The following is a 4748-nucleotide window of genomic DNA, read 5'->3' on the forward strand; positions in this document are numbered from 1 at the left end:
GGCAAGTCGCCGGACGACTCACCACACGATTCCCCGGCGACTCTTCACTAGAGTCGTACCCAGAGTCGCCACGTCTAAAAAACAACCAAACGGGGAGTCGGATCTAGAGTCGGGTCGTTATTAACTCATTGTTTTTATAGGCCTGAGTCGTTACCGACTCTATGACGACTCGCCGGGGACTCTATGACGACTCGTCATAGAGTCGGATCTATATAAATAAAATTTAAAAAACGAAATTTCAGTAAAGTAAGCTGCTGATATTAAATACAAATCTGCAAAATTAAAATTTTGCGTGGGGTGTGGGTATTTTTCGTGGTGAGGAGCGTTCAGAGATCTGACGATTTTCGGGAAGGTTCAGGAACTCCCCGGAATGGCCGGAGAGGAAAACTGAAGCATGACGGGGTCAGGATTTTTTCCAGAATTTCCACCACGGCGCCGGGGGTTCAGTTAATTTTGCCTGGTGATTTTCAAGAAGGAGCATGGCCTGTTTCAGGCTGTCAATGTGCGAATCCTTCGATAAAATCAATATGTTAAGGTGTTCAATCTGCTGTTTCAGTTGACGAATGACATGTTCACTCTGGTCAGCAGGCGCTGTATCACGCTGTTCAGGTACTTGTCGAGTAAGGTGTTCATTCTTCGGTTGGTCAAACGGTCCGAAAACACGTAAAAGCTCTGATATATCGACCATTTTTGTATTTCGTTCACCGCTACAAGTGGACAGTTCACCTGTTTTGATTAACCTGTGCAGCGTTGTCCGGCTCTTACCCGTCAGCCGTGCAGCCTCACTAATAGACACTCTGGTCATCAGTTATCATCCTTTAATACATTCAGTCTCAAGGAAACAGGGGCCAGCTTACGACATACTGGTCCAGAAGTGATGTGTTTTTCAGAAGGGCGATGAAACACAGGAGTGACCGTGCAAAATGCAGGCAACAAATGACTTTCCGCTTCCTCGCGCATTCGCTCACTACGTTCGGTCATAAGACTGCGGCGAGCGGTACGTAAGAATAAAGTGAGGTGATAGCTCTCTTCTCAAGGCGTTTAGGGAAGCAACGAGCCCGCCCTAAACCAGTCATGGCGAGACCTTGCTGAAGGGACCCTATGTGTGCTGGCTGAGAAAAAAAGAGCTCTCTAAAAGAGAGCTGTTATCTGATATAGGTTCAAGTGCAAAATAGAGTGCACACAAACAAAAAAAGGACAATAAAAATGGGAAAGCATAAGGTATTCATTAGCTACCACCATGCGAATGATCAGTACTACAAAAACGCACTTGAAAAAATGAATGAGGAACATGAAATATTCGTGAATCGCTCAGTATCATTAGGTGATATAGATGAAGATGAAGCCCCACAAAAAATAAGAGAGATAATAAGAGATGAATATCTTAGAGATACATCAGTTCTTATCCTTCTTGTTGGAACTGAAACAAAAAACAGAAAACACGTAGATTGGGAACTTTACTCTAGCATGAGAGATAGTACCATTAACAAAAAATCAGGAATTTTAGTCGTCAATCTCCCGTCAACAAATACTACGTACATTCGTTCAACACATGGAACTAATGAAAAATCAGAAGTTCATCCTACCGTAACTGAATGGTTTTCTATTGATAAGCGCTCAACTTATGAGGAAAGGTTCCCATATATGCCAGCAAGAATAATAGACAACTTCATGAAGAGCGGGTCTTATATATCAGTGGTCAACTGGAATCAAATAGAAAACAACCCAGAAACACTCAGAAAATTAATAGACATGACTTATAACGATAGAGAAAAAGCAACGTATGATATGTCGAGAGAAATGAGAATGCATAATTCATAGTACTATCCAAGGAGTAGCCTTGGCTACTCCTTTAATTTACCAGTTCCACTTATCTGTATTGATTCCAAACTTAGGCTTCACATCATTAACAAAGAACCGGTTAACATCTTTAAAACCTTTTAAAATACGCTCATAATCATAATACTGCATTTGTATTTTATTTATGCTGGTTGCATGAAATCTCATGACATCACCGCTAACCCTATCAACAACCTCATCTTTGTCTGATATGTACTTATACCAACGCTTGTAGTTGTTCTGGTAGTTAGTTAGAAATCTATTTAACACCATGAGCATCTCATTGCTGAAATCATAAATCTCACGATCTTTTTTAGGGTTTAGTATTTTCATTTCATCACGAATAAATTGGTAAGTCTGATAATATGATGAAATAACCTCATCAAAGGCATCAACGTTTTTTCTTAATTTGAAAATTGCTCTTTTTGAATCTAGGTGATTTTTTACACTCTTTTTGTAAAGTGTAGCACTCTCATTGAAAAGTATATTCACTCCACCAAGGCTAAGTTTCTCAACCTTAACCGAATACTTTTTAAGTAAGTAGAGGGATACCATCAGCCAAATAAAAACAGATATCAAAAGAATAGAAAGGGCGCCAGTTACAAGAGGTCTATTCTTACTAAAAACTGTGTAAACAGACGGAATGTAATTAGATATATCAACAGTACACATCACGGCAATAAATGCTAAAAAAACTATAGTCCAAAGAGTTACGAAGGTTTTCATCTTATTTCACCATTTTTCTTGATATAAAAATACTTCCGCCTGCTTATTCCCATAGCTACCCAAGGTTTTATTTCCTCTAGGCTTCCTTTCCTCCTTGACTGTCCTGACTTTTTCCCTCTCTTTGATTGAATTTCAGAGGAATGAGTAATATCAACAAATTTACTGAATTCTTCAGGTGAAAATTTATTTGATGTCCATTTAGCAATGCTCTTAGCTATCCCTCTTACCTCATTTTCATCCAGAGGCCGTGCAAATTGCAGGTTGTATGCGCAAGCGCGTTCGTAGCAGGCTTGCAGCCACTGCTCATACTCAGGCCAGCCCTGACGGATGGCGCGATATGCCCACTTACGGGTTTTGTCGAACAACGTGCAGTTACGGCCTAAGCCGTAGTCGGCAACGATTTCCTTGTCATTCCCTGTGTTCAGATCGAGAAAGTCGGCCAGCCAGTCCAGAGTGTAGAGCTTCGGCTGCCACACGGCGATTTTCCAGTGGTTGTGGTTCGGATTTTTGCAGATGAGCCCCGAATATCCAGCGTCAGCCTCTAATTTTTTACGTAGCGCATTCTCCACGGAGGCGGCGTAGCGTAACGGTTTTATTTTGCCGTCCGGCGCGGTGCGTATCGAGTTTTCCAGCGCGTACAGCAGGTGCGCGTGTCCGTTTTCGGGGTTAGTTATGGTCAGCGTCGGTGCAGGCGCGTTGCGGTCGCTCCAGTCGATGGAGGAACCGGCGCGGTCAACGTCAAATCCCAGCCAGAACATGGCGTGAGGCTGATTGAACTGGATATATTTCGCCAGAATAGCGCGTTCCTTACCGGCGATACGGACACCAAAGTGCAGATCGTCCGAAAAGTACGGCTTGTGTGGTAAGCGTTCGTTGAAAAGTTCGAGTGCGGCGTTATGCAATGTGCCCTGCGCTTATGGCGGGCTGTTGTCTGGCACGGTTCATGTGCTAATATCCTTTCAAGGTTTCGACCTAGCCCTGGTTATCATGCGATCCGCCAAGATATGACATGATTTCCGGGGCTTTGTTTTTTCTGAGGCTAACGTTACACCGACTTTGCCTTTGTGTCGATCTGACAGCGACTTACCCTAACATCCGTTGTACGCCTTGCATGAAAAGCCCGCATCAAGCGGGCTATATCGACTTTTGCTATTTGTCACCATAGTGATAACGGGCTGCGTAGATGATGATTTCTCCGTTCTGGATTGAATAGACCAGACGGTGGCTCTGATCAATCCTGCGGGAGTAGAGTGCCGGATCTTTGTGGTGCCGCAGCCGTTCGGGTTTTCCTATACCTGTCAGCGGATCAGCCTCGATGCTGAGCAACAGTTGCCGGATACGCTCAAACTTCTTTTTGTCAGTATCACGCCAGTAGTTAAGGTCATCAGCGCCATTCCTAGTGAACTTAATATTCCACTTCGACAAATTCGCCGCGCTCCGCCTGTTTCATTGACTCATTGATATGCTCTGCGTTCGCCGGATTGCTGAACAGATAGACCGTTTCGATTAGCGCCTCATACTCTCCCGCATCGATCATAACAATATCAGGCGCATCACGGCGCATGACACGTACCGGTTCAGCATCATCAGTGACGCGCTTCATCGTCTCGGCAAAATGTTTACGGGCATCAGTAAAATTGATTGCATGCATGTTGTTAACCCCCATTTGTTGGGGCTTAGCATAGAACATGTACGCAAATAAGTACATAAAGATATTTCCCTAAAAACCCACAACCAAATCAGCTCAAAATGTGAACTCAATCGAATAACCACAAAAACAACAAGTCAATACATTGAAGCATAATTTCAAGCAATTACATTTATGAAGTGCGGCACAATTTCGTACCGCTAGGAGCTTAGCTCCTAAAACGAGCAAAGGAAAAGTAAATGGCAAAACATTGGTCTGGGCAAGAATGTCCAAAAACAGGTACTTACGGTCAATATCATGATACCGACAACTCATACGCTGGTTCTGAATATGATCGCCATGTGAGCAAGGGTGATAAGTTCCCTCCGAGCAAAAACAACCACCACTTCCAAGAAAAATAAAATATCTTCAGAAGTCTAAACTAAAAGCCCTCTGGGGCTTTTTTTGTACCTGCCATTCACTTGATTTACCATAACATCCGTTATCAGCACCGCCTGAGATGCCCTCAGGGCGTTTCTGACGGGAAACCGGTAAA

At 43.4% G+C, this 4748-nt stretch carries 7 protein-coding genes; 2 read left to right on the forward strand and 5 right to left on the reverse strand.

Annotation, left to right across the window (positions count from 1 at the left end):
- Nucleotides 1-403: 403 nt before the first annotated feature.
- A complete protein-coding gene (locus HMPREF3096_RS09655) occupies nt 404-805 on the reverse strand; it encodes a helix-turn-helix transcriptional regulator (RefSeq protein ID WP_019725133.1) in 402 nt (133 codons plus the stop codon).
- 401 nt (nt 806-1206) lie between these two features.
- On the opposite strand from HMPREF3096_RS09655, the gene HMPREF3096_RS09660 reads away from it, so the two are divergent.
- Nucleotides 1207-1821: a TIR domain-containing protein gene (locus HMPREF3096_RS09660; RefSeq protein ID WP_019725132.1), complete on the forward strand. Its 615-nt coding sequence runs from the start codon at nt 1207-1209 to the stop codon at nt 1819-1821.
- Nucleotides 1822-1857: 36 nt separating this feature from the next.
- Here HMPREF3096_RS09660 and HMPREF3096_RS09665 read toward each other — a convergent pair whose 3' ends face one another.
- The 4 genes from HMPREF3096_RS09665 to HMPREF3096_RS09680 form a co-directional block, all read right to left on the reverse strand.
- Nucleotides 1858-2565: a hypothetical protein gene (locus HMPREF3096_RS09665; RefSeq protein ID WP_004198042.1), complete on the reverse strand. Its 708-nt coding sequence runs from the start codon at nt 2563-2565 to the stop codon at nt 1858-1860.
- Complete coding sequence (locus HMPREF3096_RS09670) at nt 2562-3467, reverse strand: replication initiation protein (RefSeq protein WP_019725130.1); 906 nt, start codon at nt 3465-3467, stop codon at nt 2562-2564. Before HMPREF3096_RS09670 ends, HMPREF3096_RS09665 begins: the two co-directional genes overlap by 4 nt.
- A gap of 247 nt (nt 3468-3714) precedes the next feature.
- Nucleotides 3715-3990, reverse strand: a complete 276-nt coding sequence (locus HMPREF3096_RS09675) for a Txe/YoeB family addiction module toxin (RefSeq protein ID WP_019725129.1) — start codon at nt 3988-3990, stop codon at nt 3715-3717.
- Complete coding sequence (locus HMPREF3096_RS09680; protein WP_019725128.1) at nt 3971-4273, reverse strand: type II toxin-antitoxin system Phd/YefM family antitoxin; 303 nt, start codon at nt 4271-4273, stop codon at nt 3971-3973. The genes HMPREF3096_RS09675 and HMPREF3096_RS09680 overlap by 20 nt, the downstream gene beginning before the upstream one ends.
- A 179-nt stretch (nt 4274-4452) precedes the next feature.
- Between HMPREF3096_RS09680 and HMPREF3096_RS30840 the strand changes: the two genes are divergently transcribed.
- A complete protein-coding gene (locus tag HMPREF3096_RS30840; RefSeq protein WP_162870772.1) occupies nt 4453-4614 on the forward strand; it encodes a hypothetical protein in 162 nt (53 codons plus the stop codon).
- Nucleotides 4615-4748 lie beyond the last annotated feature (134 nt).

Source organism: Klebsiella sp. HMSC25G12, from assembly GCF_001807705.1.
GTDB classification, from domain to species: domain Bacteria; phylum Pseudomonadota; class Gammaproteobacteria; order Enterobacterales; family Enterobacteriaceae; genus Klebsiella; species Klebsiella variicola.